The following is a 22532-nucleotide window of genomic DNA, read 5'->3' as shown; positions in this document are numbered from 1 at the left end:
CCGGCGGTTCCCGGTGGTTACACGGTGCAGGGCAGGCAAGACGCGCGAAACGTCGTAGCGAGACGTCCGTGCCGGGACGACGCATCGTCTGGAGCGCGACGCTATTGCGCAAAGGTCCGCAACCGCTGGACAGAACGCATCTGCGTTACGCCGGGGACGAAACCCCCGGCGGCGAGTTGCACTGCTTCGTGCTCGACGGTTCCGCATCGATGCTGGGCAGTCTCGCGCAGGCGAAAGGCTGGTTGCTCGATAGCTTCAACCGCCTGGCGCGGGAGCGATCCGAAGTCGCGCTGATTCGCTTTGGTGGCGATCGTGCCGAGGTGCTGTTCGGTCCCGCCGTGCCGCGATGGTGGAACGAGCGCTGGATCGAGCCCATCGGCGGTGGTGGCGGCACGCCGCTGTCGGCGGGTGTCGCCGCCGCGGCACGACTGCTCGCGCGGGCGAAACGTGCCGAAGGGCCGCAGGCATCGCAGGTGCGGGTGTTGTGGCTGCTGACGGACGGCCGCACCCGCGACATGCCGTCGAAGCCCCCGGGCGTCGACCGCGTTGTCGTGGTCGATTGCGAGCAGGCGCGTATCGGACATGTCGCACACATCGCACTGCGTGGTTGCGAACGTCTCGCCCGCGCGTGGGCGGCCGAATGCGTTCGTCTGGATGAGATTGCACCGCGTGTTTAAGGATTCCCCAGTTGCACGGACTCACTTGATTTAAGGATCGACCGTATGTCCATGTCTCTTACCTCCCTGCCCCCGGCGGGGCGCTTGCGCACTCGCGTCGGCGGCATGTATGCCTTGCTCGCGGCGTTCAATATCGGCGCGTGGGTCTGGGCGTTCGTCGCGTTCCGTGGCGACCCGCTGCTGCTGAGCACCGGCGTGCTGGCGTGGGGCTTCGGCCTGCGTCATGCGGTGGATGCCGATCACATCGCTGCCATCGACAACGTCACGCGCAAGCTGATGCAGGACGGGCAGCGCCCCGTCTCGGTCGGCTTCTTCTTCGCGCTCGGGCACTCAGCCGTGGTGCTGATCGTGGCGGCCGGCGTGGCGCTTGCAGCGGTGGCGCTGCAAAACCGTGTCGAGGAATGGCGGGGTGTCGGCGGCATCATCTCCACCAGTATCTCGGCAACGTTCCTGTTCCTGATCGCTGCGATGAACATTTTCATCCTGCGCGGCGTTTGGCGGGCGTTCGACAAGGTGCGTCGCGGCTTGCCCTACGACAGCGACGATCTCGACATTCTGCTGAACAATCGTGGCTTCGTGGCGCGCCTGTTCCGTCCGATGTTCCGGCTCGTGTCGCATCCGGCGTGGATGCTGCCGCTGGGGTTCCTGTTCGGTCTCGGGTTCGATACGGCCACGGAAGTGAGTCTGCTGGCGCTGTCGGCCAGTCAGGCGGCGCATGGCGTGTCGCTGGGCACGGTGCTGGTGTTCCCGGCGCTGTTTGCGGCCGGTATGACGCTCGTCGACACGACGGATGGCATTCTGATGCTCGGCGCCTACGAGTGGGCCTTCGTTCGTCCGATTCGCAAGCTGTATTACAACCTGACGATTACGCTCGTGTCGGTGCTCGTCGCCGTGCTCATCGGCGGGATCGAGACACTCGGCATGTTCCAGAACAAGTACGAACTGACGGGCGGGTTCTGGGATGTCATCGCCGAGCTGAACGAGAACTTCAACAACCTCGGCTTCGCCATCATCGGCGTGTTCATCCTGTCGTGGTTGCTGTCGTTCGTCGTCTACCGGATCAAGGGGTACGACAAGCTCGGGCCGGCCGAGGCGGCGTAACGTCTTCTTCTATTTCGTCGCGCCGCTGAGCCTCGTCAATCCTCAGCGCTTCGGCGGCTCGCCGTACCAGCGGGGCGTGTAGATCCACTCCCCGTTCGGGCCGCCATCGATGCCTCGCGTGGTCGACGAGCCGACGATAACCATCGTGCGCATGTCGACCTGCTCCGCACGCAACTCGCCAAGCGTGGTGTTGACGAGTGTGGCGCCGGGGCGGCCCACGTCACGTCCGAGCACCACGCGCGTGTCCGGCGTGCGCCATTCGCGCACGATGTCCAGCGCTTCGCCCAGTTGCCACGGACGCGCCCGCGAGATCGGGTTGTAGAACGCCATGACGAGATCGGCCTGCGCTGCGTGTTGCAGGCGTTCACGAATCACCTGCCACGGCTTCAGATTGTCCGAGAGCGACAGCACGCAGAAGTCGTGACCGAGCGGTGCGCCTGCGAGTGCTGCTGTCGCCATGGCCGCCGAAATGCCCGGGACGATGCGCAGGTCGACGGTCTTCCAGTGCGCATGCTCACTCACATCCAGCGCTTCAAGCACGGCACTCGCCATCGCGAACACGCCCGGATCGCCCGACGACACCACAACGACATGCCGGCCCGCGCTCGCGAGTTCGAACGCGTGGCGTGCACGCATCAACTCCTCGCGGTTGTCGGTCGCGTGCACTTGCTGGTCGTCGCGGAACGGGCCGGCCATGGCGACGTAGGTGGCATAGCCGAGAATGTCGGTCGCCGCCGCCAGCGCGGCAGTGGCATCGGGCACACGCAGACCGATGTCGCCGGGCCCGAGCCCGATGACAGTCAGTGTGCCGCGCGCCTGACCGATCCGCGCGGGATCGATCGGCGCCCGCGCTCGGGCGAGTGCGATGCCGGTGGCGTCGTGATGAAAGTCGACGTCCGGGCCAAGCGTCGTTACCAGCCAATCGATGGCGGTGGAGGCTTCAGAATCGTTGAAATCCGCGTTGAAGTTCGCGTTGAAGTTGGCAAAGCGCAGCGGCACCGCGAGGTCGTCGGCAATGGCTTGCACGGCGGCGTCGCCCATCGACGAGACGGGCGCAATCACAGCCGCCAATGCCTGTGGCGAGAGCGCTTGCGCCGAGAGCATCGCGCGAATCTGCTGCGCGTCGGCACCTTGCGGCTTAGTGACGACGGCGAGCAGGCTGCGCGGATGAATCACCAGTGCGTCGGGACGCGAGGTGCTATGGGCGTCATCGACGAACGGCGTGATGCGAATCGTCCGCGCGGCACCGTCGGCTTTCGGGAGGTCGGCATCGTCGAGCCACGGGGCGTCGCCTTCGATGCGCACCGTTTCACCCGCGAGCAGATCCGAGACGAAATGCTTGCTCTGCTCGAGATCGGCGAGCACGTAGCCTTCCGGCGGATTCAACAAACAGGTGCCGAAACGCAGCTCGCCGCTGGTCGTGATGGCCGGGGCGATCCCCAGCGTTTGTGCGAGGTGACGCGCCAAAACGTTGACGCCGGCCAGTCCGCCGAGCAGCGGCACCACGGCGCTGCCGTCTTCGGCGACGGCCAGCACCGGCGGCTCCGTTCCCTTGTTGCTCAGCATCGGGGCAACGCAGCGGATGACGATACCGGCCGCGCACAGGGCGACGATCGGCGTGCCGTTGGCATACAGCGCCTGAAGATGTTCGCCGAGTTGCGTGAAACTCACGTCGGCGTCGTGCCCGACACGGGCTTCGAGACCGTGCACGGTCGCGCCCGGCAGGCTCGCCTGAAGACGTCGCGCGGTGTCGAGCGCGCTGCGCCCGAGCACGACGATGGCCGGTGCCGGCGCGATGGCCTGCCCCATGGTCGAGAGGTTCATCCCTGCCATTTCTGCCCCGGCACGACGAGCAGCGAGAAGTACGGCGAGGCGCTCGGGTCCACGTCCGTCAGCGGCACGATGCGCTGGTTCGCCATCGTCGCCCGCTCGACGTAGAGCGCACGGCTGGCGAGTCCGAGTTCGTCGAGCACGCGCCGCACCTTATCGAAGTTGCGTCCGAGCTTCATGATGACGGCGGCGTCCGTATCGGCGAGCTTGCGACGCAGTTCCGCTTCGGGCATCACGCCCGAGAGCACCGACAGGCTCTGATTGCGATAGACGAGCGGCGTGCCCAGCACGGCGGCACCGCCAAGCATCGAGCACACGCCCGGGACCACGTCGACGTCGAACCGCCCGGCCAGCCGGTCGTGCAGATACATGTACGAGCCGTAGAAGAACGGATCGCCTTCACAGACCACGGCGACGTCGCGTCCCGCTTCGAGATGCTCGCCGATCAGTGCGGCGGCCGTGTCGTAGAAGTCCGCGATGATCGTCTCGTACGACAGCGGCGGTTCGAGCGCTTCGGTCGTGACCGGATAGACGAGCGGCATGCGTGTCTGCGAGTCGAGCAAATGGCCTTCGATGATGCCGAAGGCGTTGCCTTTCTTGCCCTTCGCCACGAAGTACGCGACGACCGGGGCGGCTTGCAGCAGACGCAAGCCTTTGAGCGTGAGCAATTCGGGGTCGCCGGGGCCGACACCAATGCCGAAGAGTTTGCCGGAGGTTGTCATTATTCGATCTCCGATGCCAGAGCGTTGATGGCGGCCGCGGCCATGGCGCTGCCGCCTCGGCGGCCCGAAACGATCACGTACGGCACGCCGCGACTGTCAGCCGCGAGCATGGCTTTGGACTCGGCGGCGCCGACGAAGCCGACCGGAAAGCCGAGGATCAGTGCGGGGCGCGGTGCCCCCTGATCGAGCATGTCGAGCAGATGGAACAGGGCGGTCGGCGCGTTGCCGATGGCGACGACGCTGCCGGCGAGCCTCGGACGCCACAGTTCCAGCGCCGCTGCCGAGCGCGTGTTGCCCATCGAGCGGGCAAGTTCCGGCACGGCGGGATCGGTGAGCGTGCACACGACATCGTTCGCGGCGGGCAGGCGGGCGCGGGTCACGCCGTGCGCGACCATGTTGGCGTCGCACAGGATCGGGGCGCCGGCGCGCAGGGCGTTGCGTCCGGCCGTGCCTGCGCCGTCCGAGAATTGCAGGGCATCGACGATATCGACCATGCCACACGCGTGGATGACGCGAACGGCGAGCTTTTCGAGGTCGGCAGGGATGCGCGAGAGGTCGGCTTCGGTGCGGATCGTAGCGAACGATTCGCGGTAGATGGCCTGTCCGTCGCGGACGTAATCAATCATGGCTGGGCAATCCGGTCTTGCGAGTTGAGTCGAAGCGCAATCGCTTCGAGCGTCAGGTGAGTGGCGACGCGCGCGCCGAAACGGGCGGCGTCGTCCCGGCGAGGGCCGGGGGTGTCGGGGGCTGTGTCTGACGTCGCGTCGCAGTACAGGTCGTACTGTCCCGGGCCGACAGCGAGCAAGGTCCACGGCGCGCGATGCGCCGACGCGCACGAGCGGACACAGCCGCTGACGTGAACTTCGACACCGGTTTGCAGACGTTCGGCCAGTGCGCGCGCGTCGGCTTTCGTGTCGGAGAGCGCCTTGGCGCACCCCGTCGATCCTGCACAGGCGATCATGCGACCCAGTGGCGTGTGTGCGTGGCGAATCATGCCGAGGCCGTCGAGGGTTTGCTCGACATGCGCCACATCGCGCTCGGCCACGTCCGTGATCAGCAGACCTTGCCACGGCGTGACGCGGAAACTGCCTTGCGCATGCGAGCGCGACAGCGTCGCGATGGCGTGCAAGGTCGCGGCGTCGAGGCGTCCGAGCGGCGCTTGCGCGCCGACGTGCCACAGGCCCGCATCGCGCTGCGGCCATGCGCCGAACCGGCGCAGCGGATCCGCAGGTGCGCGTTGCCAGTCGCTCACCGCCGCGTCGCGATGCAACGTGACACCGGCGCGGGCTGCGGCACGATGGGCGACGTCGTCTGCGCGGTGCACCCGCAACAGGTCGCGCATCCGCTTGTGGTCGTCGTCGGCCAGATCGATGAACGTGTGCAGCAACGCGTGCACCAGCGCGGGAACGTCGCTCGCCCGAATCGCCGCGATGGCGCTGCCGGGCGTGGTGAGCGTGGTGAGCGGATAGCCAGCGAAGCCGAGTGCGAACATCGGTTCGCTGGCAATGGTGACTGTCATCGGCGACAGCCAGACGTCATGCGGATGATCGAGCGCGGCAAGGTGTTCGCCGCCGTCGAGCAGCACCGAGAATTTCGGCGACAGCGCCGCGAAGCGCGGTTCGTTTTCCAGCCGGAGGAGGATCGTATCGGCGAGTGACGTGGTGTCGTACAGCGCGCCTGCGTCGCAGCCGGCGGTGGCGCTGAGCATCAGGTTGCGCACGTCGTCTGCAACGGCGGTTCGCCGGGCCACGTGTTCGTCGTCGGTCAGTTCGCCGCTATCGTCTCCTGCAACGGCGCAGCGCTGGACACGTGGCCCGAGGCCGGCGTCGATCAGCCGTCGATGCAATTCGGCTTCGGCGCCTGCTTTCACACCGCGCAGTTGAAGATTCGCGCGGTTCGTCAGCTCGATCACACCGGTGGCGAACGTCTGGGCGACCTCGGCAATCGCGGTGGCCTGCGTGGCGCTCAGTTTCCCGCCGGGCAGTTTGACCCGGCATAGCCCGCCGTCGCGGCTGGCCACGATGCGTCCGAGCGCCGGGCAGGCCGAAGGCCGGAGAGAGGGAAATGAGACGTGATCCAAGGTTCGATGAATGGCAGGCGCGACCGTGGCACGGCCGTCTGTGCGGGCGGTTGCGGCGGCTGTCGTGCTGCCGTCGTGTCCTTTAGGGCCCCGGGGGGCTTCAGCAAAGCGGTATTATGCCTGCTTTGCGGTTTCCGGCCCCGATTTTACGGGCCGTGAACGAGGGATGGAGAGAGGATCGAGAATGATGACCGGCGATGCGATGACGCCCTGGCTGACGGTGATCGGCATAGGGGAGGACGGGTTTGCTGGTCTGGGCCGCAACGCCCGTCGCGCACTGCTCGACGCCGAGATCGTGGCCGGTGCCCCGCGTCATCTGTCGATGCTTCCCCCACGTCTGCGCGCGCGGCGCGAACCGTGGCCCAGGCCGTTCGACGTCGAGCCGCTGCTGGCATGGCGCGGACACCGCGTCTGTGTGCTCGCCAGCGGCGATCCGATGCTGTTCGGCGTAGGCGCAACGCTGGCCCGTCGTCTTCCGTCGAGCGAGATGCATGTGATCGGCGCGCCGTCGTCGCTGTCGCTGGCCGCTGCCCGGCTCGGATGGGCGTTGCAGGATGTGCCGACGGTCTCGCTCGTCGGACGGCCGCTCGCCACACTGAACGCGCACCTGCGAGATGGCGCGAGGCTGCTGGTGCTGAGCCGCGATGGCGCATCGCCTGCCGATGTCGCCGCCATGCTGTGCGCCGGCGGTTTCGGCCCGACACACATGAGCGTATTCGAATCGCTGGGCGGGCCGCGCGAGCGGCGTATCGATGCCGTTGCCGCCGACTGGGGCGATCGGCAAGTCGAGGCGCTCAACCTCATGGCGCTCACGTGTCGCACCGACACGGGCCGCTCCCTGCCGTTGGCGACCGGTCTGCCCGACGATGCTTTCCTGAACGACGGCCAGTTGACCAAGCGCGACGTGCGCGCGATCACACTGGCACGGCTGGCGCCGTATCCGGGCGCCCTGCTGTGGGACGTCGGCGCAGGCTCCGGTTCCATCGGCATCGAATGGATGCGCGCGCATCCGGCATGTCGCGCCATCGCCATCGAATCATCGCCCGAGCGTCAGGCATTCATCACGCACAACCGGGAGGCGCTGGGCGTGCCCGGGCTGGAACTGGTGGCAGGGCGTGCGCCCGAGGCCTTGCAGGGACTTGCCGCGCCGGACGCGATTTTCATCGGCGGCGGCGTGACGGTGCCGGGCGTGCTCGACCTGTGCTGGTCGCGACTGCGCCCGGGCGGCCGCCTTGTCGCCAACGCCGTGACGCTGCAAAGCGAGGCGGCGCTGGTCGACTGGCGCGAGCGTCATGGCGGCACGCTGACGCGTCTGGCCATCAGCGAAGCCCGGCCGCTCGGCGGGTTCGATACCTGGCGGGCGGCGCTGCCGATCACATTGCTCGAAGCGATCAAGCCGTCCGACGATCCCGTCGCTGCATCTGACGGGATGATGTCGTGATGCGCGTTCTGCTGCTCGGTGGCACCGGCGACGCACGCCAGCTCGCGCGCCAACTCGCGTCGCACGACGTCTACAGTCTGGCCGGACTCGGCCGCGTACCGGACGACTTGCCGTGCGAGGTCCGTGTCGGCGGTTTCGGTGGCAGCGAAGGGCTCGCGAACTATCTCGTTACCGAGAGTATCGACCTGCTGATCGACGCCACGCATCCCTACGCCGCGCAGATCAGCGCCAACGCGCGCACTGCCGGGCAACGTTGTGAGGTGCCGGTGTGGGCGCTGCGCCGTGCGCCGTGGCAACCCCGGCCGGGCGACGACTGGCGTGTCGTGCACGACTGGCCCACCATGTGCGATGCCCTCGCTGCCTTCTCGCGTCCGCTATTCACTTCGGGACGCGAGCCACTCAACCATCTGGACGCGATCCCCGCGCATCAGCGCTGGGTCGTGCGCTGTCTCGACGATCATCCGGGCAACGCGCAAGCTCTCGTGATCGGCGCACGTGGTCCTTTCACACACGAGAGCGAGCGCGCCTTGTTCGCGCAGCATGACATCGACGTGGTCGTCAGCAAGAACAGCGGCGGTGCGGCGACCGAGGCGAAGCTCGACGTGGCGCGCGAACGCGGCCTGCCCGTGGTGATGCTGGCGCGGCCCCCGGTCGTCGAGGCGGATCGCACGTTCGAGACGGGAGACGCCTTGCTGGCCGCACTCGATGCGTGGCGAGCCGGGGCGCATATCCAACACAACCCGACCTCCTGACGAGGGAATGAAGCATGACGGTCTACTTTATTGGCGCCGGACCGGGCGACCCTGACCTGATCACGGTCAAGGGGCAGCGTCTGATTCGCACGTGTCCGGTGATTCTCTACGCGGGTTCGCTCGTCCCCGACGCCGTGCTGGCCGGTCATACGGCCGAGCGCGTGGTCAACACTGCCGACCTCGATCTCGACACCATCGTGGCGATGCTGTCCGAGGCGCATGCGAAAGGGCAGGACATCGCCCGCGTGCATTCGGGCGATCCGTCGCTGTACGGCGCAATCGGCGAGCAGATCCGTCGGCTTCGCGCGCTCGGCATCCCGTACGAGATCGTGCCGGGGGTGACGGCAACGGCCGCCTGCGCGGCGACGCTCGGTTGCGAACTCACGCTCCCGGGCATCTCCCAGACACTGATTCTCACGCGTTACGCGACGAAGACGGCCATGCCGGAAGGCGAAGCGCTGGGCGATCTGGCGCGTCACCGCGCCACCATGGCGATTCACCTCGGCGTACGGCACCTCGCGCGGATCGTTGCCGAACTCAAGCCGCATTACGGCGACGATTGCCCGATTGCGGTCGTGTACCGGGCCAGTTGGCCGGATGAGACCCGTGTGACAGGCACGCTGGCGGACATCGAAACCAAGGTCGGTCAGACGGGGATCGAGCGTACGGCGCTCATTCTGGTCGGTCAGGTGCTGGCCGCCGACGGCTTTGCGGATTCGTCGTTGTATTCCACGATGGGCGCGACGGCCCGGCAACAGGAGATCGGGCGATGAAGCGCGTCCTCATCATTGGCATTGGCGCCGGCAACCCCGATTACCTGACGGTGCAGGCCATCGACGCGCTCAATCGCGCCGACGTCTTCTTCGTGATGGACAAGGGCGTCGCGAAGGAGAAGCTGATTGCGCTGCGTCGGCACATCATCGAGCGGTTCGTGAAGGATCGGGACTACCGAATTGCGGAAGCGACGAGTCCGGAGCGTCGGCGTGACGAATCGGATGCCGACTACCGCTCGGCCGTCGACGAACTGAACCGCGACAAGCAGGCGATTTTCGAGCGCCTGATCGACGATGCGTTGAATGACGGTGAAGTCGGTGCGTTCCTCGTGTGGGGCGATCCGTCGCTGTATGACAGCACGATCCGCATTCTCGACGCCATTCGTGCCGAGGGCAACGACACCTTCACGTTCGACGTCATCCCCGGCATCAGCAGCGTGCAGGCGCTCGCTGCGCAACATCGCATTCCGCTCAATCAGATCGGGCGATCGATCGAGATCACCAACGGACGCGGCATCGTCGACGGCTTCCCGGAGGGGGTGGATACCGTCGTCGTGATGCTCGATTCGAAGCACTCGTACAAGCATCTCGCGCACGAGGATCTCGACATCTTCTGGGGCGCTTACGTCGGCACACCCGACGAGATCCTGATCTCCGGACGTCTGTGCGACGTCATGGACGAGATCGAGCGCGTGCGCGACGAGGCACGCCGCACGCATGGCTGGATCATGGATACCTATTTGCTGCGCAGACGCGCGTCGTAACGGTTACCCGACGCGCGGTCCACGGCGAGGTTGGCAATGGGCCGGATGCCGAAGGCGCAAGGGGGCGTTTGCGCCTTCGTCGACACGCGCCGATACGCGAACCTCGCGAACTTAAGAGCGCGCGGGACCAGCGGTTATCGGCGAGCCGTCGCGCCGATCATCTCGAGAATTGCGTCGGACAGTTCGTTACCTGCCTGACCCACGCGGTCGACGGCGTCGAAATGATGCCCGCCGCGCTGCCGTGCGATTTTGACGTTCAGGCCGTGGTCGTCCAGCAGCGTCTGAAACTGCGCCTGTAGCCGATGGAATTCGTCAGACTCGTCGCCACCCACGCTGAGGATGTACGGCAGCGGCACTTTGGGAAGATGGTGAATCGGGCTGAAGTCCATCACCTCACCGCGATCGAGCTGAACCGCCTTGTTCAGGTAGCACAGACGGATCGGCTCCAGATCGTAAAGCCCGCTGATGGCGCAAGCGCCCTTGATCAGATTGGCGGGCGCATCGTAGGCGGCCCAATCCGTGCCGGCCAGTGCTGCTGTCAGGTGGCCACCCGCCGAACTCCCGCAGACGAACAGGGCATCGCGGTCGATGCCGAGCGACGCGGCATTGCGATAAAGATGCAGTACCGCCTGACGATTGTCCTCGACGATGTCTCCCATCCGAACGTCCGGCGCGAGCCGATAGTTCACGACCACGAAGTTGATGTCGTGCGTCTGATACAGCCCTGCGAGCGAACTGAAGTCGGACTTGTCCAGCGATTGCCAGTAACCGCCGTGAATGAAGACGAGTGTCGGTCGTCCGGCCTGCGTTGCGGGGAACAGATCATAGGTCTGTTTCGCGTCATCGCCGTACGCGATGTCTTCCCTGAACGCGTTGGCACGACGAAAGGCTTCGCCGGTGCGAGCCCAGCGCGCAAAGATATCGAGATGATCGGGAATCCCCGCACGAACGTTGTATTGCAGATCCAGTGCCTCTTGATCAAACGAACGGTAAACCGGCATGCTAGCCTCACTAATCGGAATGGAAGTCGATTTCACGCCGCAGCATCGCGACGCAAATTCCGAATCTAAGAGAGGCGCGACGACGCGGCGCGCGAACAAGTGACAAGGTATGCCGAGGTTACGCCATGTTCGGAAAGAGTGAAGACCGGGACGATTATCAGCAGATTGCGCGGCCCGTCGGCGGCATGGCGCGCGACTTGCCGGATCGATTTTTCATCGACTATCACGAGCACGTTCGCGGCCAGCTCATCTACACCATCACGGGCTCCATCGTCGTCACCACCGCCAAGGGCACCTGGGTCGTGCCACCGCTGCGCGCGGTCTGGGTGCCGCCCGGCGTGCGGCACTGCATGCAGGCGGTGGGTGCCATCGAGATGCGCACCCTCTATTTCGACGCAGATCGGTTGCCCCTGCATACGAGCGACTGTTGCGTCGTGTCCGTGTCGCCGCTGCTGCGCGAACTCATTTCCGCCGTCGCGCGTATGCCTGTCGAATACGCGCTGGGGAGCCGCGATGCCGTGGTGGTGGATCTGCTGTTTCACGAGATCCGTCCGCTCAGTATCGAACCGCTTCACCTGCCCATGCCGTCGGACGAGCGCATCGCCCGCATTTGCCGGTGGATTCTCGCGAACCCGGCTGAAGAGACGTCGGTGTGCGCGTGGAGCAAGGTCGTGGGCGCCAGCGAGCGCACCATCATCCGTCTGTTTCCCGAGCAGACGGGGATGACGTTCACACGCTGGCGGCAGCAGGCGAGGCTGCTCGTCGCGGTGCAGATGCTGAGCGCACAGCGTCCGGTGACGGACATCGCGTCGTCGCTCGGGTACGACAGCACCAGCGCGTTCAGCGCCATGTTCCGCAAGGCGCTTGGCTGCACGCCGACCGAATTCTTCCGGCCGAAAGACAACTGATGCCGGTGAGGACTCATCGTCGCTAGTTGGCGTAAGCGCGACATACGTTTGCGTCAGCCCGACAATTCGGGCGGATTCGATCCTCCAGAATGAATGTGCCGCCACGGTGGCGGCTTCATTGTGGAGATGACGTGAACATCTACGAACGTATCGCAGCCGCAGGGCTGGAATTACCCAACCTCAAGGTAACGCCCGCGGCTTTTCGTCCCTTCAAGGTCCACGGCAATACGCTCATCGTGTCGGGGCAGTTGCCCGTGCGCGCGGGCGTTCCCGTATGCACCGGCAAGGTACCCGCCGACGTGTCGGTCGACGACGCGCGGCATGCCGCACGGCTGTGCGTGCTGAACGTGCTGGGCTGGGCGCATCTGGCGACCAACGGGCAACTCGACCGCATCGAGAGTGTGTTGCGGGTCGGCGGTTTCGTGGCGACGTCGGAGGGGTTTGCCGATGCGCCGTCGATCATCAACGCGGCGTCGGAACTGCTCACGCAGATCTTCGGGGAAGCGGGTGAGCATGCCCGCATCGCCATCGGCGTGGCGAGTTTGCCCTTCAACGCGCCGGTCGAAGTCGAAGCGACTTTCTCTCTCGTCTCATGAACACGCGCGCCGGATATGCCGACGTCCTCGTCGGCCTGCAATACGGCGATGAAGGGAAGGCCAAGATCGTCGACCGGCTGGCGGCGGATTACGACATCGTCGCTCGCTTCAATGGCGGCGCCAATGCAGGACACACCGTGTCGACGCCGACGGGAAGCGCCCGGCTCGCGCAGGTGCCCTCGGGGGTGTTCCACGCGCACACGCTGATGTACATCGGCTCGGGGTGCGTGGTGAGCCTCGTCAAGCTGGCTGACGAACTCGACGCGCTGCGCAGTACCGGCGCTTCGCTGGACGGGCGGCTCCATGTGAGCGAGCAATGTGCCGTCGTTCAGCCGTGGCATCTCGACTACGACGCCAGACACGGCGCGCAGATCGGTACGACCGGCAACGGCATCGGGCCGTGCTACGCCGATCTGTCGCTGCGATGGCAGGGCGGCGTGCGAACGGTCGTGCAGCTTCGCGATCTGGTGGCGGACGAGGCGGGCGCATTCGAACAGATGGCCCGCTACGCCGCGACGCATGACGACACGCCCGCCGCGCGGGCGGCGACCGAGGGCGTCATCGCGAGCATGCGTGCGGCGTGGGCGAGGCTCAAGCCGAGCGTCGACGTGGTGGATGCGCTGTGGATGACGCGGCATGTCCAGCGCGGCGCGCGCGTGCTCTTCGAGGGCGCGCAGTCGGTGATGCTGGATGTGACCGGCGGACAGCAGCCGTACGTGACGTCCAGCCACACCGCCCCGGCGTTTGCCTTCGTCGGCGGCGATCTGCCGGTGCGATATCACCGCAAGACCATCGGTGTGGCAAAGGCCATTGCGTCACGGGTCGGCGCCGGGCCGTTTCGCACCGAATTCGGTGCGCTGCGCTCGTCACGCTATTGCGCCGACGCCGCGCTGCGCGGTATCGGCTGGCGCGAGGAGCGGGACCGCTTCGACCCGCAGGCGCTGCTCCGGTCCGAAGATGAATTCGATGTCGGCGTGGCGCTGCGCATGCTGACGAACGAATACGGCACCGGGAGCGGCCGTCCGCGACGGCTGGGACGGCTCGATGTCGCCGAGCTTGCCGAGGTCATCCAGCGACACGGGGTGAACGAGTGGTATCTCAACAAGTGCGACTGCCTGTCGCTTTTCTCCGGCACGCGCGACGCAGAGATTCCGGTGCTTATGCCGCAGAGCGAGGGTGAGGGCGGTGCGCATACCGCCGCGATGTATCACTTCCCCGCGTTCGACGAACTTCCCGACGATGTGACCGACATTGCCCGCCTGCCATTGCCGCTTCAGGCGTTCGTCTCGGCGGTGCAGACGGCGACGGCCTGCCGCATCGCGGGCATCGGGCTCGGCCCTCGCCGGGAGCAACTCCTCATTCTTTCAGAAGGGACTGTCAACGATGACGCCTGACTATCTAGACGCCAAAATGCGTCGCACCGATCTGGCATGGACCGATTGGCCGGCGATCGAAGCGTTCCTGCGCGACGAACTGATTTGTCGCGTGGCCGTGAACGACACGCCGTTTCCCTATGTCGTGCCGCAAAGCTTCACCTTCGTCGGCGACGCTTTTCTCATCCACTGTTCGCGCTTCGGCAAATTCTCGGGGCTGCTGCGTGAGAACCCCCACGTCACCATCGTTGTGGACCGGCCGGTCGCGTTGCTCAAAGCGCCCAAGGGGCAGAACACCAGCCTGGAGTACTACAGCGTGATTGCCCGATGCGAGGCGACGACTCGCGAGGACACGCACGACGTCATCGCGCATCAGAACACGGCGTTGGGGAAGTTCCGTCCCGAGAAGGATTACACGCCCATCGAGCCGGGGGCGGCGAATCAGATTGTGGCCATTCGCTGCCGCATCGAAAGTCTCAGCGCCAAGAAGCGAATTCTCGCAGACGGTCAGTATTCGCCGCCGGGGCAACCGCAGGCGCCTTATCTGCGATATCCGTTCGAGCGGGGCGCCGCGTTGTCCGGTCTGCCTGAAGGCGCGTTCGATCCGCAGCGTTTTCATCGCAAGCCGACGTAACCGGCGTGATCGGTCTGGTGCGCGACGCTCGTCGGTGTGACACGGCGAGACACGGGCAGGCGAGCGGAAAGCTCGCCTCGCGCATCTTGGCGTAACTCCGATTGTCCACGACATTTTCCCGCGCGCCCCGCTAGTTTTGGCGCCCGATATTGATGCATCCGGTGCCGATTCGCGGTGCCGGCGTATTCAACGGGACAGGTCGAAACGGAGGAGCGGTGTATGAAAATGCATTCGATGGAAGTGGGCCGGATAACGGCGGCGCAGCGGTTGGAGCGCTTGCCCGTTTGCGGGTATCACCGATGGTTGTTTCTCGTGATTGCGTTGGCGTTTTTCTTCGACAACATCGATCTGGCCACGATGACGTTCGTCCTCGGTTCGATCAAGACGGAGTTCGCGCTCTCCAACGTGCAGGCCGGTCTGATCGGGAGTGCGAGTTTCGTGGGTATGGCAATCGGCGCGATCGGCTCGGGGATGGCCGCTGACCGCTTCGGACGCAAACCGGTGTTCCAGATCAGCATGGTGGTCTGGGGCGTCGGCAGCGTGCTTTGCGCCACAGCGTCCGGGCCGGTGGAGCTGGGCGCCTTTCGCTTGTTGCTGGGCATCGGGATGGGCATGGAACTGCCGCTGGCGCAAACGCTGCTCTCCGAGTTCATTCCGACGCACCGGCGCGGCAAGTATCTGGCGCTGATGGACGGCAACTGGCCGCTCGCTTTTATCTGCGCCGGGCTGTTGTCCTACGTCGTGCTGGCGAATCACGGCTGGCGCATGTTGTTTGCGCTGGAGGCGATCCCTGCGTTGTTTCTGTTCGTCATTCGACGCTATGTACCTGAATCGCCCCGCTGGCTGGAGTCGCAAGGGCGCTATGAAGCCGCCGATGCCGTGGTCGGTGCGGTGGAGGCGTCTGTCATGCGCCGCCTCAGGCTGACGTCGTTGCCGGAGGTGGCGCCCAATGCGCCGGAGAGCCAACGCGAAGCCCGTGGCCTGCGCGTGATCTGGTCCGACGGCTATCGCAGGCGCACGCTGGTGGTCGGCGCGTTGTGGTTCTTTGCCCTGCTCGGCTTTTACGGGCTGAATACGTGGCTGGGGGCGCTCCAGCAGGCAGCGGGGATTGTGGTCACCCAGTCGGTGCTCTTTACGGTATACATCTCGCTTGGCGGCATACCGGGGTTCCTGGTCGCGGCATGGTCGGTCGAGCGATTGGGGCGAAAGCTGACCTGCGTCGGCACGCTGGTTGGCGGGGCGTGCGCGACCTACGCCTTTGGTCAGGTCCTGCTCGCGGGGGCGCCGCAGTGGTCGATCTACGCGACCGGTGCGAGCATGCAGTTCTTCGCGTTCGGCATGTGGGCCGTGCTATACGCCTATACGCCGGAGTTGTTTCCCTCGCGGGCGCGCGCGACCGGGTGTGGCTACGCGTCGTTCTGCGGCCGGGTCGGGGCGCTGCTGGGGCCGACGCTCGTCGGCGCCATCGTGACATGGTCGACGAGCGATGCCGTGTTTCTCTTTGGCGCGATCTGCTTCGGCATTGCCGCCTTGTGTGTCTGGCGCTACGGCGTGGAGACGAAAGGCGTGCAACTGGAGACGGTATCGGGTTGAGTGGTGGCGCAGGCGGATGGGGGATGGCGGCGGCGGGTAGTGCAAGTTCACGTGAAGGGCTACGCTAGAATCTCGCAGCCCCTCATGTGTGCCTCCGCCCATTTCCGTACCGACATGAATCCCGGACCTCGCGACGTCCTCAGTCAACTCCTCGCTACGTGCAAAGCCGAACGCGCCGTGACGGCGAGCTTCCGGCTTCATTCGCCGTGGGCTTTGCATTCCGCCGGTACGGAGGGGGCCTTGATTCGGGTGTGCACCGGGCAGGGGTACTGGATTCGTCCCGACGGCGGTGAGCCGGTACAGATCGGGCCGCGCGATATCGTCATGCTGCCGCGCGGCACGCCGCATACGGTGGCGTCGATGCGCATGCCCGATCCGAACGAGGTCGTTGCATTCGCCGACGTGCTGAGTGCGCACATGACCGGTCGGCACGGCGATCATCCGATTGAAATGACGTATGGCGACGTTGCCGAAGATGCCGCGGGTGCCGAGCCCACGCAGCTTTACACGTTGCATCTGTGGATGCCCGCACTCGACGTCGGCAGTATTCAGACGGCATTGCCACCGGTGATCGTGCTGCGCAGCGACGAACATGCCCTGGCGCACACGCTGGCCGTCACGATGGAGCTGTTGGTGCAGGACTCGCTGGCGCAGCTTCCGGGCTGGCAGTTGTCTGCGGCGCGCATGGGCGATCTGCTGCTCGTGCGGATACTGAGCGAGTTTCTGCGAGCGCCCGACGCTGCACAGCCAGACCTGTCGGGCAAGTTGAGCGCGCTCGACGATCCCGGCATCGCACGGGCCATCGCCGCCATGCAGGAAGCCCCGCAACGCGACTGGACCATCCCCGGTCTCGCGGCTGTCGCCTATCTCTCGCGCACGGTCTTTACCGAGCGCTTTCGCGCGTTGATCGGCGTGCCGCCGATGCAGTATCTGAGCGCTTACCGGATGAACGTTGCGGCCGAACGTCTGCGCCAGCCACGAGCGCGTATCGGCGATGTCGCGGAGTCTGTCGGCTACGTGTCCGAGAAGGCGTTTGCCCGGGCGTTCCAGCGCTGGATCGGGATCTCGCCCGCGCAGTATCAGCGCGACGCTCGCGGCGATCGTTAGCCCATCGTATTGCAGGTCCCCGGCACGCCGCCGGACGATCGGTGCCCGAATCCGGCGTTCCGGAGGTTGAGCCTGCACGTGCCCGCACGAATAATGCCGATCACGTGATGACGAGATCGAAGGCAAAGGCATGAACGAGCGGAATGAGCAGAAAGCGTGCGCTGCGCAGGGCAAGCAAGGGAAACACGTGCTGATCGTGGGCGGCGGCATCGCCGGTTGTGCGTCGGCTATCGCGCTGGCGCAGACCGGCGTGCGCGTGACGCTGATCGAGAAGCAAGCCGAGTGGAAGTTTCAAAGCTCGGGCATCTTCATCTACAGCAACGGTCTGGCGGCGCTGTCGAGTCTTGGCGTCCTGCCCGACATTCTGGCGAGCGGCTTTGCCATCGCCGATGGACGCAATGTCTATCTCGATCAGCATGGCGAGCCGATCGTCGACACCTTCTATCCGTCGCGATATCCCGGTATCCCGCCGATCGTCGGCATTCGTCGCGCAGAGATGCATCGCATTCTCGCCGCACGAATCGCCGCGCTGGACGTCGATATCCGGCTCGGCACGACGGCCGTCTCGATCGATCAACAGGCACCGCATTCGGTTTGCGTCGCGTTCTCGGACGGCTCGGTCGGCGAGTACGACCTTGTCGTGGGGGCGGACGGCATTCGCTCGGAAGTCCGCCAGCTTGTCGCCGGTGCGATATCGCCCGTCTATACCGGGTTGGGCGTGTGGCGCAGCGTGCATGCGCGTCCCCGGGATCTCACTGCGAAGATCATGATGATGGGCGTGGGCAAGCGGCTTGGCATCATGCCGATCAGCGACGACCGTCTGTATGTGTTCGGCACGATGGCCGAGCCGCCAGGCGCGTGGTACGGCCGTGCCGAATGGCCTGCGTTGATGAAAGCCCGGTTCGCGGAGTTCGGCGGTCCGGCGCGACAGTTTCTCGACACGTTGTCGTCTGATTCCGAAGTGCTCTATACCGCCGTCGAGGAGGTCTCGACACCGTTGCCGTGGCATCGGGGGCGCGTGATCGTGATCGGCGACGCCGCGCATGCGTCCACGCCGTTCATGGGACAGGGCGGGGCGATGGCGCTGGAAGATGCCGTGATGCTGGCGCAGAGGCTTGCGGGAGAGGGGGGGCTAGGGGACATCGGTGACATCGAGGCCACGTTGCAGGCCTTCGGTCAGGCGCGTTACCCGCTGTGCAAGTTCGTGCAGGACGTGTCGCGTTCGGTGGGCGAAGCCGGGGCGCAGGAGCATGCGGACGCGCTCGTCACGCGCAACGACGCTCTGCGGCAGGAAGCCCAGCAGAAGGTCGACAGTTTCTATGCGCGGATGGAGACGCTACGTGGCGAGGCGGCGTCCATGCCGTAGCCGGGGCATGCCGGGCACGTCTTGCCGTATGATGGTCGCCTCCCTCAGCGAGACCCGAGACCCCCTGACATGCAAGTGCTAGTCGATGCGGACGCTTGCCCCGCCGCCATCAAAGAGATCCTGTTTCGCGCCGCCCGACGCGAGTCGATACCGGTGACGCTCGTCGCCAATCAGTTCCTGCGCACGCCGCCGTCGCCGTTCATCAAGGCGATTCAGGTGCCGTCGGGATTCGACGTGGCGGACGCGCGCATCGTCGAGATGGTCGAAGCGGGGGATCTGGTGATTACGGCGGACATTCCGCTGGCCGCCGGCGTGATCGAGAAAGGCGGTCATGCGCTCGATCCGCGCGGAAGCTGGTTCACGCCGGACAATATCAAGGAGCGTCTGTCGGTGCGCGAGATGATGGACCAACTGCGCACCGCCGGCATCGAGACCGGCGGCCCCGCACCGTTCAGCCCGCGCGACAGCAAGGCGTTTGCCGGCGAACTGGATCGTTTTCTTGCGCGTCAGCGCAAGGCGTCGTCCTGACGTCATTTTGCGTCGCGTCTCGTTGACGCCAGACGATCGGCGACGAGCGATGTCGTGTTTCGTCGAGTTTTGTGATTACGTCGCGCTTTGTGTGTTGCCTGTCACCTTGTCGCGCAACGCTTCGAGCATCGCGACGATATCGCTCGGCAGTCTGCGCTCGCGGGCGATGTCGACACAATCGCGGCCCCGGTCGTCGGCGATCGACGGATCGGCCCCGGCGTGGATCAGCAGACGCAATGTCGCGAGCCGTTGCAGGCGCGCGGCGTAGAACATCGGCGTCTCACCGTGTGCGCGCAGGTTCAGCGACGGCGCGAAGGCGAGCAGCGAGCGGCACATGGCGTCGTCGTCGCGCCAGACCGCGGCCCACAGCGAATAGCTCGGATTGGCGCCGCGTCGCAACAGGAAGTCGACGAGCGGACGATTCTCGCCGCGTGCGACGGCATACCAGAGTGCCGTTGCCTGAAAGTCGCCTTCATCTTCATCCATGGGAACGACCTGCTCCAGCACGGCGCCAGCGTCGAGCAATGTCTCGACGGTCTTCAATCCATTGGGTTCGGCCAGCCCGCCGGCGCCCGACGGTCGCACCGCGCAGGCCAGATGCAATGCTGTGCGGCTTTTCGGATCGGTGGCGGCAATCAGCTCCGGCGCGTCTGCCAGCAATCCGGCGACCGCGTCGCAATGCCACTGCTTTGCTGCGTTGAACAAGGCGGTTTTCGAGGGTTTCGCCATCCCGGCTTCTCCTTGTCGGTGTTCTGCGCGACACCGCGCAGAAGACAACGTTCGGTCAGTCTATTGACGTCATGTGGCGGTTCGACATGCTGCGGGCACAACGGTTCTCGTACCTTGCCAGCCTGTCAGGCTTGATCGCTGCCCGCGCGCAACAACTCGGCGAAACGGGCCTCGCACCAGCGCATCACGTCGTTCGGCTCGCGTCCGAAACGCCACAGCATGCGCACGGGCAGTTGCGGCAGGCCGAGATCGTCGCAGCGAAGTTCGTGCAGATCCTCGTACTCCGCAATATCGATGGGCAGCACTGCCCAGCCGAGCTTGTCGACGACCATGCTGGCGATGACGTACGAACTGTCCGCGCGCCAGATCGACGGGCTGAGTTGCAGCGGCATGATGTCGTCCATCTGCAACAGAATCTGACGGTACTTCGCCAGATCGCCGCGCGTGACCTGATCGCGGTAGGCCAGCGGATGGTCGCCCGCGACGAAAACGCCCTGCACGGCCGATCCGACGTACTTGTGGCCCAGCGCCGACGAGATCGCGCCGCGATCCACGTGAAAGCCGATATCCGCGCGCTGCTTCTCCACATACTCGGCGACTTCCGTCGACGTGCCGTTGAGCAGCGTCAGTTCCAGATAGGCGAACTGATAGGCGAGGTCGCGCACCAGCTCGCTCACGGCCTGATAGGGCAGCGCCTCGTCGAGCGCGAGCGACAACTGCGGCTGCTCGCCGAACGCCAGCGCATTGGCGCGATGGTTCAGCCCCTCGGCCTGCCGCAACAACTCTTTGGCTTCGAGCAGCATCACCTCGCCCTGATCGGTGAGACGTGCGTTCCGGCGGCTGCGATCGAATAGTTCAAATCCCAAATCCGCTTCGAGCAGGGCGATCGCTGTGCTCACGGCCGACTGGGCTTTTCCCAAACGACGGGCGGCAGCGGATATCGAGCCTTCCTCCGCTGCCGCCACAAAGTAGCGCAATTGTTCAATTGTCCAGTTCATCCATTCATTTTATAGATAGGTTCCAACTTTTTCTAACACCATTTTCACGGCAGAATCGCGCTTCTCCAATCTAAAACGCCGGATTGAAACGCCAACATAGGCGAGGCGGCAGACGACCGGATCCCCGGTCCGGTGGTCTCAGGCATAGACTTCCTTCGCGCAACGCGCACCTGCCACCCACGGCGCCCCTGGAGAGATGCGGGCCCCCGGTTCCCCCCATCGCTGGCGCATGGCGCGCCAGCTCTCGCTCGACGCCGCGCACCGAACGCAGCATCGACACCGTCGACCGGATGTCGTCAATCACACGTGCTTACATGTCATCGAAAATCGATTACCGAACCCGTTTCGGACTACTGACTGGTGTGTCCGCCAGTCTGATCGCCAGCGTTCTCCTCCTTTCCGCGTGCTCGGACCGTGGCAAAAAAGAGACGGCGGACGCCACACCGGAGGCCGTCGTGCGCACGGTCGAGCGTCGCGCCGAACCGCTCACGACCCAGCAACCGGGACGTCTCGAAGCCTATCGCAGCGCCGACGTGCGTGCGCGTGCGGGCGGCGTCGTCATGGAGCGGAAGTATCAGGAAGGCCAGAAGGTCACCAAGGGCGAGGTGCTGTTCCGCATCGATCCGCAGCCGCTGTCGGCCGCGCTCGACGCCGCCCGTGGGGCGCTCGCCAAGGCGCAGGCCGAGCACGATTCGGCACGCGACAAGATCGAGCGCTATCGCGGCCTGCTCGAATCGCACGCCATCAGCGCTCGTGAAGACGCCGAGTCCCGCGCCGCCGAAGCGCGCACGCGTGCCGAAGTGCTGGCCGCCCGCGCGGAAGTGCGCAAGGCCGAACTCAACCTCGGTTACACGAACGTCGTTTCGCCGATTGCAGGGCGCGTCCGCCGTGCTGAAGTGACGGAAGGGGCGCTGGTCGGTCTGGACTCCCCCACGTTGCTCACGCGCGTCGAACAGATCGATCCGATCTACGTGAACTTCTCGCAACCGGCCGCCGAGGTCTACGCGATGACGCGCGATCTGCGCGCGGGCAAGTTGCAGCGGGGCGAGCAGGGCGAAGGCACGTCAGCGCCGCAGGTGCATGTGACGCTGCCCGACGGTCGCGAGTACACGCTGCCGGGCAAATTGCTCTTCACGGATCTGGCCGTCGACCCCGGCACCGACACCATCGCCATGCGTGCGCTGCTGCCGAACCCGGACGGCGTGCTGCTGCCCGGCGCGTTCGTGCAGGTGCGCATGCAGGGCGCGGTGAATCCGAACGTCGTGCGTGTGCCGCGCGAATCGCTCACCCGCACCGGCGAGGGCGCGATCGTGCGTGTGGTCGATGCGCAGGGCAAGGTGCATGACAAGAAGGTGCGTGCCGAAGCCATCGACGGTCGCGACTGGCTCGTGACGGACGGCCTCAAGGGCGGTGAACACGTGATCGTGCAGAACGTCGCGCAGTTCTCCGACGGCATGCAAGTCAAGACGAAATCGGACGCCACCGCGTTGGCCGCGCAGACCACGAGTCAAGCCACCAGCCAGGCGGCCAGTCAAGCCACGAAAGCGGAGACGCACTAA

Annotated in this window: 22 protein-coding genes; 15 read left to right on the top strand and 7 right to left on the bottom strand. The window is 65.6% G+C overall.

Going from position 1 to position 22532, the window contains the following annotated elements; translation table 11 throughout:
* Positions 1–68 precede the first annotated feature (68 nt).
* Both A9762_RS07985 and A9762_RS07980 read left to right on the top strand, forming a co-directional pair.
* On the top strand, positions 69–677 hold the full coding sequence (locus tag A9762_RS07985) for a VWA domain-containing protein (protein WP_069341505.1): 609 nt from the start codon (positions 69–71) through the stop codon (positions 675–677).
* Between the two features lie 45 nt (positions 678–722).
* Positions 723–1778, top strand: a complete 1056-nt coding sequence (locus A9762_RS07980) for a HoxN/HupN/NixA family nickel/cobalt transporter (RefSeq protein WP_069341504.1) — start codon at positions 723–725, stop codon at positions 1776–1778.
* 42 nt (positions 1779–1820) lie between these two features.
* Here the strand turns inward: A9762_RS07980 and cobJ are convergent, their stop codons facing one another.
* From cobJ to cobG, 4 genes are read right to left on the bottom strand one after another with little or no spacing between them, the layout of a single operon-like run.
* On the bottom strand, positions 1821–3602 hold the full coding sequence (gene cobJ, locus A9762_RS07975; RefSeq protein WP_240493475.1) for a precorrin-3B C(17)-methyltransferase: 1782 nt from the start codon (positions 3600–3602) through the stop codon (positions 1821–1823).
* A complete protein-coding gene (locus A9762_RS07970; RefSeq protein ID WP_069341503.1) occupies positions 3599–4330 on the bottom strand; it encodes a precorrin-2 C(20)-methyltransferase in 732 nt (243 codons plus the stop codon). The genes cobJ and A9762_RS07970 overlap by 4 nt, the downstream gene beginning before the upstream one ends.
* Positions 4330–4956, bottom strand: a complete 627-nt coding sequence (locus tag A9762_RS07965) for a precorrin-8X methylmutase (RefSeq protein WP_069341502.1) — start codon at positions 4954–4956, stop codon at positions 4330–4332. Before A9762_RS07965 ends, A9762_RS07970 begins: the two co-directional genes overlap by 1 nt.
* Positions 4953–6350 (bottom strand): precorrin-3B synthase, encoded by a 1398-nt coding sequence (gene cobG / locus A9762_RS07960; protein ID WP_240493474.1) that lies wholly within the window; start codon positions 6348–6350, stop codon positions 4953–4955. The genes A9762_RS07965 and cobG overlap by 4 nt, the downstream gene beginning before the upstream one ends.
* Before the next feature lie 262 nt (positions 6351–6612).
* Between cobG and A9762_RS07955 the strand changes: the two genes are divergently transcribed.
* Genes A9762_RS07955 through cobF form a run of 4 tightly spaced genes read left to right on the top strand, consistent with a single transcriptional unit; the run spans position 6613 to position 10140 of the window.
* Positions 6613–7851 carry a bifunctional cobalt-precorrin-7 (C(5))-methyltransferase/cobalt-precorrin-6B (C(15))-methyltransferase gene (locus A9762_RS07955; RefSeq protein ID WP_069341554.1) on the top strand — a complete coding sequence of 413 codons (1239 nt, stop codon included), beginning with the start codon at positions 6613–6615 and terminating at the stop codon, positions 7849–7851.
* On the top strand, positions 7851–8603 hold the full coding sequence (locus A9762_RS07950) for a cobalt-precorrin-6A reductase (RefSeq protein ID WP_069341500.1): 753 nt from the start codon (positions 7851–7853) through the stop codon (positions 8601–8603). Before A9762_RS07955 ends, A9762_RS07950 begins: the two co-directional genes overlap by 1 nt.
* Before the next feature lie 14 nt (positions 8604–8617).
* Positions 8618–9376 (top strand): precorrin-4 C(11)-methyltransferase, encoded by a 759-nt coding sequence (cobM, locus tag A9762_RS07945; RefSeq protein ID WP_069341499.1) that lies wholly within the window; start codon positions 8618–8620, stop codon positions 9374–9376.
* Positions 9373–10140 carry a precorrin-6A synthase (deacetylating) gene (gene cobF / locus A9762_RS07940; RefSeq protein ID WP_069341498.1) on the top strand — a complete coding sequence of 256 codons (768 nt, stop codon included), beginning with the start codon at positions 9373–9375 and terminating at the stop codon, positions 10138–10140. The genes cobM and cobF overlap by 4 nt, the downstream gene beginning before the upstream one ends.
* A 134-nt stretch (positions 10141–10274) precedes the next feature.
* Here cobF and A9762_RS07935 read toward each other — a convergent pair whose 3' ends face one another.
* Positions 10275–11141, bottom strand: coding sequence for an alpha/beta hydrolase (locus A9762_RS07935; RefSeq protein WP_069341497.1), 867 nt, complete (start codon positions 11139–11141; stop codon positions 10275–10277).
* Between the two features lie 125 nt (positions 11142–11266).
* On the opposite strand from A9762_RS07935, the gene A9762_RS07930 reads away from it, so the two are divergent.
* From A9762_RS07930 to A9762_RS07895, 8 genes are all read left to right on the top strand, one after another.
* Positions 11267–12049 carry a helix-turn-helix domain-containing protein gene (locus tag A9762_RS07930; RefSeq protein ID WP_069341496.1) on the top strand — a complete coding sequence of 261 codons (783 nt, stop codon included), beginning with the start codon at positions 11267–11269 and terminating at the stop codon, positions 12047–12049.
* Between the two features lie 131 nt (positions 12050–12180).
* Complete coding sequence (locus A9762_RS07925) at positions 12181–12645, top strand: RidA family protein (protein WP_069341495.1); 465 nt, start codon at positions 12181–12183, stop codon at positions 12643–12645.
* On the top strand, positions 12642–14039 hold the full coding sequence (locus A9762_RS07920; RefSeq protein ID WP_069341494.1) for an adenylosuccinate synthetase: 1398 nt from the start codon (positions 12642–12644) through the stop codon (positions 14037–14039). The genes A9762_RS07925 and A9762_RS07920 overlap by 4 nt, the downstream gene beginning before the upstream one ends.
* A complete protein-coding gene (locus tag A9762_RS07915) occupies positions 14029–14652 on the top strand; it encodes a pyridoxamine 5'-phosphate oxidase family protein (RefSeq protein ID WP_170836208.1) in 624 nt (207 codons plus the stop codon). Before A9762_RS07920 ends, A9762_RS07915 begins: the two co-directional genes overlap by 11 nt.
* Before the next feature lie 219 nt (positions 14653–14871).
* Positions 14872–16245, top strand: coding sequence for an MFS transporter (locus tag A9762_RS07910; RefSeq protein ID WP_083253738.1), 1374 nt, complete (start codon positions 14872–14874; stop codon positions 16243–16245).
* 84 nt (positions 16246–16329) lie between these two features.
* Positions 16330–17352, top strand: coding sequence for an AraC family transcriptional regulator (locus tag A9762_RS07905; RefSeq protein WP_371442592.1), 1023 nt, complete (start codon positions 16330–16332; stop codon positions 17350–17352).
* Positions 17353–17482: 130 nt separating this feature from the next.
* On the top strand, positions 17483–18718 hold the full coding sequence (locus A9762_RS07900; protein ID WP_069341493.1) for an FAD-dependent oxidoreductase: 1236 nt from the start codon (positions 17483–17485) through the stop codon (positions 18716–18718).
* A 69-nt stretch (positions 18719–18787) separates the two neighbouring features.
* Positions 18788–19246 carry a YaiI/YqxD family protein gene (locus A9762_RS07895; protein ID WP_069341492.1) on the top strand — a complete coding sequence of 153 codons (459 nt, stop codon included), beginning with the start codon at positions 18788–18790 and terminating at the stop codon, positions 19244–19246.
* 75 nt (positions 19247–19321) lie between these two features.
* On the opposite strand, the gene A9762_RS07890 is transcribed toward A9762_RS07895, so the two are convergent.
* Together A9762_RS07890 and A9762_RS07885 are read right to left on the bottom strand one after the other, a co-directional pair.
* A complete protein-coding gene (locus A9762_RS07890) occupies positions 19322–19975 on the bottom strand; it encodes an ankyrin repeat domain-containing protein (RefSeq protein ID WP_069341491.1) in 654 nt (217 codons plus the stop codon).
* 125 nt (positions 19976–20100) lie between these two features.
* Positions 20101–20973 carry a LysR family transcriptional regulator gene (locus A9762_RS07885; RefSeq protein ID WP_069341490.1) on the bottom strand — a complete coding sequence of 291 codons (873 nt, stop codon included), beginning with the start codon at positions 20971–20973 and terminating at the stop codon, positions 20101–20103.
* Between the two features lie 314 nt (positions 20974–21287).
* Here A9762_RS07885 and A9762_RS07880 point away from each other — a divergent pair, with 314 nt between their 5' ends.
* Positions 21288–22532, top strand: a complete 1245-nt coding sequence (locus tag A9762_RS07880; protein WP_069341550.1) for an efflux RND transporter periplasmic adaptor subunit — start codon at positions 21288–21290, stop codon at positions 22530–22532.

Origin of the sequence: Pandoraea sp. ISTKB, assembly GCF_001721285.1 — a bacterium.
Lineage (GTDB): Bacteria > Pseudomonadota > Gammaproteobacteria > Burkholderiales > Burkholderiaceae > Pandoraea > Pandoraea capi.
Note: the sequence above shows the minus strand (reverse complement) of the source record. Positions and strands in the feature narration are given on the sequence as shown.

Excerpts from the sequence above, each read along its gene's own strand:
- A9762_RS07895 (WP_069341492.1), top strand. The coding sequence starts at position 18,788 with ATGCAAGTGCTAGTCGATGCGGACGCTTGCCCCGCCGCCATCAAAGAG.
- A9762_RS07965 (WP_069341502.1), bottom strand. The coding sequence starts at position 4,956 with ATGATTGATTACGTCCGCGACGGACAGGCCATCTACCGCGAATCGTTC.
- cobM (WP_069341499.1), top strand. The coding sequence starts at position 8,618 with ATGACGGTCTACTTTATTGGCGCCGGACCGGGCGACCCTGACCTGATC.
- A9762_RS07890 (WP_069341491.1), bottom strand. The coding sequence starts at position 19,975 with ATGGCGAAACCCTCGAAAACCGCCTTGTTCAACGCAGCAAAGCAGTGG.
- A9762_RS07980 (WP_069341504.1), top strand. The coding sequence starts at position 723 with ATGTCCATGTCTCTTACCTCCCTGCCCCCGGCGGGGCGCTTGCGCACT.
- A9762_RS07935 (WP_069341497.1), bottom strand. The coding sequence starts at position 11,141 with ATGCCGGTTTACCGTTCGTTTGATCAAGAGGCACTGGATCTGCAATAC.
- A9762_RS07950 (WP_069341500.1), top strand. The coding sequence starts at position 7,851 with ATGCGCGTTCTGCTGCTCGGTGGCACCGGCGACGCACGCCAGCTCGCG.
- A9762_RS07885 (WP_069341490.1), bottom strand. The coding sequence starts at position 20,973 with ATGAACTGGACAATTGAACAATTGCGCTACTTTGTGGCGGCAGCGGAG.
- A9762_RS07910 (WP_083253738.1), top strand. The coding sequence starts at position 14,872 with ATGAAAATGCATTCGATGGAAGTGGGCCGGATAACGGCGGCGCAGCGG.
- A9762_RS07915 (WP_170836208.1), top strand. The coding sequence starts at position 14,029 with ATGACGCCTGACTATCTAGACGCCAAAATGCGTCGCACCGATCTGGCA.
- A9762_RS07970 (WP_069341503.1), bottom strand. The coding sequence starts at position 4,330 with ATGACAACCTCCGGCAAACTCTTCGGCATTGGTGTCGGCCCCGGCGAC.
- A9762_RS07900 (WP_069341493.1), top strand. The coding sequence starts at position 17,483 with ATGAACGAGCGGAATGAGCAGAAAGCGTGCGCTGCGCAGGGCAAGCAA.
- A9762_RS07905 (WP_371442592.1), top strand. The coding sequence starts at position 16,330 with ATGTGTGCCTCCGCCCATTTCCGTACCGACATGAATCCCGGACCTCGC.
- A9762_RS07955 (WP_069341554.1), top strand. The coding sequence starts at position 6,613 with ATGACGCCCTGGCTGACGGTGATCGGCATAGGGGAGGACGGGTTTGCT.
- cobF (WP_069341498.1), top strand. The coding sequence starts at position 9,373 with ATGAAGCGCGTCCTCATCATTGGCATTGGCGCCGGCAACCCCGATTAC.
- A9762_RS07880 (WP_069341550.1), top strand. The coding sequence starts at position 21,288 with ATGTCATCGAAAATCGATTACCGAACCCGTTTCGGACTACTGACTGGT.
- A9762_RS07920 (WP_069341494.1), top strand. The coding sequence starts at position 12,642 with ATGAACACGCGCGCCGGATATGCCGACGTCCTCGTCGGCCTGCAATAC.
- A9762_RS07930 (WP_069341496.1), top strand. The coding sequence starts at position 11,267 with ATGTTCGGAAAGAGTGAAGACCGGGACGATTATCAGCAGATTGCGCGG.
- cobJ (WP_240493475.1), bottom strand. The coding sequence starts at position 3,602 with ATGAACCTCTCGACCATGGGGCAGGCCATCGCGCCGGCACCGGCCATC.